At 48.4% G+C, this 4,289-nt stretch carries 5 protein-coding genes; all 5 read left to right on the forward strand.

Annotated features, from left to right (window positions below; all coding sequences use genetic code 11):
- Positions 1-303 precede the first annotated feature (303 nt).
- The 5 genes from HMPREF3066_RS00910 (at position 304) to cysI (ending at position 4,228) form a co-directional block, all read left to right on the forward strand.
- On the forward strand, positions 304-1,041 hold the full coding sequence (locus HMPREF3066_RS00910) for a toxin-antitoxin system YwqK family antitoxin (protein WP_039404935.1): 738 nt from the start codon (positions 304-306) through the stop codon (positions 1,039-1,041).
- 151 nt (positions 1,042-1,192) lie between these two features.
- Positions 1,193-1,468: a type B 50S ribosomal protein L31 gene (locus HMPREF3066_RS11865; protein WP_003744241.1), complete on the forward strand. Its 276-nt coding sequence runs from the start codon at positions 1,193-1,195 to the stop codon at positions 1,466-1,468.
- Positions 1,468-1,593 carry a type B 50S ribosomal protein L36 gene (gene ykgO / locus HMPREF3066_RS11870; protein ID WP_003685279.1) on the forward strand — a complete coding sequence of 42 codons (126 nt, stop codon included), beginning with the start codon at positions 1,468-1,470 and terminating at the stop codon, positions 1,591-1,593. Before HMPREF3066_RS11865 ends, ykgO begins: the two co-directional genes overlap by 1 nt.
- 222 nt (positions 1,594-1,815) lie before the next feature.
- Positions 1,816-2,280, forward strand: a complete 465-nt coding sequence (locus HMPREF3066_RS00915) for an MliC family protein (protein WP_070439859.1) — start codon at positions 1,816-1,818, stop codon at positions 2,278-2,280.
- A gap of 193 nt (positions 2,281-2,473) precedes the next feature.
- Complete coding sequence (gene cysI / locus HMPREF3066_RS00920) at positions 2,474-4,228, forward strand: assimilatory sulfite reductase (NADPH) hemoprotein subunit (protein ID WP_045072394.1); 1,755 nt, start codon at positions 2,474-2,476, stop codon at positions 4,226-4,228.
- The last annotated feature ends 61 nt before the right edge of the window (positions 4,229-4,289 follow it).

The following is a 4,289-nucleotide window of genomic DNA, read 5'->3' on the forward strand; positions in this document are numbered from 1 at the left end:
CGTCGTACTGGTTTAAAGTTAATCCACTATATTAGAAAATATTTACCTAGTTTATAAGCATCCTTAATAAATATGATAGGTACCTGTTTTTAAATGATGTATTGATGCTGCTTGTATTGAATTGAACCATTTTTCGAAGTTATTGTCTTTTATATCAATAGCCTGCACGGATATTGTGTTTAACAATCCATGCTATGAAAGTTATAATGATACAAACACAATGATGTGTTGTCGGCATACTTCAATCTGCACATTTAATCTAAGGAGCGATATTATTGGCTCCAGTTTCTGGATAATCTGACAATGATTCAATATTGGCAAAAAAGTTTGGCTGCCGTACTGCTTTTAGGGGTATTTTCTCAAACATGGGCGCAATCCCATTCTGTTTATTTTAATCAACATGGCAAAATTACAGCAACGATGTCATCGGTTGCATATGTCCGACAATATACGGTTCAATCAGGTATTGCCAAGGCGCAGGATTTTTATTACCCGTCCATGAAGAAATATTCTGATCCGTATGAAGTTCCTGCAGAGCAAATTAAAGTGTTTGTTCCCGTGTTAGATAATGGGACGTTGACGCTTTGGCATTTCAACGGACAGAAAAAAATGGTAGGGACTTATAAAAACAGCAAGCCGAACGGTGAATGGACAAACTGGTATCCGAACGGTAAGAAATCTGCTGTGATGCCTTATCAAAACGGTTTGAGCGAAGGAACCGGTTCGCGATATTACCGTAATGGGGTGAAGGAAAGCGAGATCCAGTTCAAACACGACAAAGCCAACGGTTATTGGAAGCAATGGTATCCGGACGGCAGTCCGAAGATGGAAATGAATATGGTCAACGATAAACCGACTGAGATTTTGAGTTGGGACGAAAATGGTCGTATTTTATCGGAAATCAGCATTTCTAATGGTCGTCGTAATGGTATTGTTTTGGAATGGTACGAAGATGGGGCCAAAAAGTCAGAATCGGTTTATTCCAACGATCAGCTGGTGAAGAAAACGCATTGGGATAAAGAAGGTTATGTTGTTGAATAACCGTTAAAATACATGAAAAAGAAGTACGGGTAAGGTTTAATGCCTTATCCGTATTTCTTTTTTATGAAAAGGTATTTGGAGGGAACTTGCGATATTTTTAAAATAGTGTATAATGTTATATTATAACATATTAATTATGGAGTATTGATTGATGAAACCGAATATTCATCCTGATAATTACCGTACTGTTTTATTTTTCGACAGCGGTGCAAATGAAGGCTGGCTTATCCGCTCTTGTGCGGAGACGCATGGTAAGACGATGGTTTGGAAAGATGGAAAAGAATACCCGCTTTTCGCGCTGGATACGTCGTCTGCATCTCATCCTGTGTACACCGGCAGACAGCGAAACGTTAACACTGAAGGGCGTGCGAGCAAGTTCAATCAGCGTTTCCAATCGATGATGTCTTCATTTAGAAAGGACAAATAATGCAAGTTTTATCTTCACTGAAAACAGCGAAAAAACGCCACCGCGACTGTCAAATCGTCCGCAGGAAGGGTAAGGTTTACGTTATTTGTAAGAGTAACCCGCGCTTTAAGGCACGTCAGCGTTAAATACCGGTTGGATCGACTGTCCGCACCTGAAAATGGTGCGGATTTTTTTGGTAATCATGTAAACTCATGTTGGTTAATATCATTAAAAATATCTTTTTTTGCCTGCAAACAACCGGTTTTAGGAATATCGGGTAAATTAGCGTAATCCCGCTTGTTTGGAGGTGGAGATGTTTATAACATGGCAGCGCATTTAGCAGACAAATTCCTATTTAGGAGATATTTATGAAATCAAAAGTATTACTGGCTGTTGCCGCCGCATTATCCCTTGGTGCCTGTGTCGCACCCGACATGGATTATGATTTCGAACGTGGTTCCCGTCACGAGCATCGCCATGAACACCGTTACGACAATCGTGATGATAATTACGATCGTAACGAGATGCGCCGTGAAGAGCGTCGTTATGAAGAAAACCGTCGCACATCAGAGTCCCGCCGTTTGCGCACTTTCTCTTGTGAGAACGGATTGTCTGTTGATGTCCGCAACTTGAATAACGATCAGTTGGAATTGCGCCTTGACGACAAGCGCGCTGTATTGTCATCCGATGTTTCCGGTTCCGGCTCGCGCTACACTTCCAACCGCGGCCTGTTCGGCGAAGGTGCGGAATGGCATGAGAAAAACGGCGAAGCATCCTTCAGCTTTACCGATCCGTACGGCAACCGTGTAGAAACTTCTTGCAGCGTGCGCTAAATCCCAAATATCCTGTTAAAGGTCGTCTGAAAATATTTTCAGACGACCTTTTTTCTATTTGGTGCAGTGTGCCCCTACATTACAGGTAATCTTTTGGATATAACGAAATCATCTTTAAATCGAACAAACCATTCTTTCCCATTTTCAGACGACCTGATTAAAGTAGCTCCAAACTGAGAATAAGGAGCACCCTATGACTACCACCGCCGACCCGCGCGCCAAGCTGCCCGACACCCCGCTTTCCGGCAACGAAGCCCTGAAAGACCGCAGCGACTATCTGCACGGTACCATCAAAGACGATTTGACCGACGACTTTACCGGCGGCTTTACCGCCGACAATTTCCAGCTCATCCGTTTCCACGGCATGTACGAGCAGGATAACCGCGACATCCGCGCCGAGCGTACCGACCAAAAACTTGAACCCTTAAAAAACATGATGTTGCGCTGCCGCCTGCCCGGCGGCATCATCACGCCGGCGCAGTGGCTGGGCATAGACGAATTTGCCGGCGACCACACCATTTACGGCTCCATCCGCCTGACCAACCGCCAAACCTTCCAATACCACGGCATTTTAAAAACCGATTTGAAACTGGCGCACCAGTCCCTGCACAAACTCGGCCTCGATTCCATCGCCACCGCCAGCGACGTCAACCGCAACGTACTCTGCACCAGCAATCCCGTCCAAAGCCCGCTGCACCAAGAAGCCTACGAATGGGCAAAACGCATCAGTATGCACCTTCTGCCGCGCACTATGGCTTACGCCGATGTCTGGCTGGACGGTGAAAAAGTGTTCACCACCGAACCGACCGAGCCGCGCAACAAAGAAATCGCCGACGACGTCGAACCGATTTTGGGCAAAACCTATCTGCCGCGCAAATTCAAAACCGCCGTCGTCATCCCACCCGACAACGATGTGGACATCCATTCCAACGATTTAGGCTTTGTCGCCATCGAAGAAAACGGCAAACTTGTCGGCTTCAACGTCCTTGTCGGCGGCGGACTGTCCAGCGAACACGGCAACACCAAAACCTACCCCAACACCTCTTACGAATTCGGCTTCGTCCCCCTCGAATATACCCTCAACGCTGCCGAAGCCGTCGTCAGCACCCAGCGCGACTGGGGCAACCGCAGCGACCGCAAAGCCGCCCGTACCCGCTATACCCTCCAGCGCGTCGGCGTCGAAGTGTTCAAAGAAGAAGTTGAACGGCGCATGGGCATCAAGTTCGAACCCATCCGCCCCTACGCTTTCACCCATCGCGGCGACCACATTGGCTGGGTTAAAGGACTCGAAGGCAACTGGCATCTGACCCTGTTCATCGAAAACGGCCGTCTGCTCGACTACCCCGGCAGACCGTTGAAAACCGGCGTGCGCGAAATCGCCAAAATCCACCCCGGCGACTTCCGTCTGACCGCCAACCAAAACCTCGTCGTCGCCAACGTTCCGCCCGAGCTGAAAGACACCATAGACAAAATTGCCAAAGAACACGGCTTAATCAGCAAATCCATCACCATCCAGCGCGAAAACTCCATGGCGTGCGTCGCCCTGCCGACCTGTCCGCTGGCAATGGCGGAAGCCGAACGCTTCCTGCCGTCGTTCTCCGACAAAATCGACGAAATGTTCGCCAAATACGGCTTGGAAGACGAATACATCGTCCTGCGCGTCACCGGCTGCCCCAATGGCTGCGGCCGCGCCATGCTCGCCGAAATCGGCTTGGTCGGCAAAGCCGTCGGCCGCTACAACCTCTACGCAGGCGGCAACCGCGAAGGCACACGCATCCCGCGTCTCTTTAAAGAAAACATTACCGAACCCGAAATCCTCGAAATCGTCGACGGCTGGGTCGGCAACTGGGCGCAAAACCGCCTCGACGACGAAGGCTTCGGCGATTTTGCCGTCCGTACCGGCATCGTCAAACCCGTCCTCGACCCGCCGCGCGATTTTTGGGTATGAGTGCAGGTAAGGAAGGATGTACAGGAAGAAAGGTCGTCTGAAAAATGAACTGCACCCCAAA

It is taken from the genome of Neisseria sp. HMSC03D10, from assembly GCF_001807625.1.
GTDB classification, from domain to species: Bacteria; Pseudomonadota; Gammaproteobacteria; order Burkholderiales; family Neisseriaceae; genus Neisseria; species Neisseria mucosa.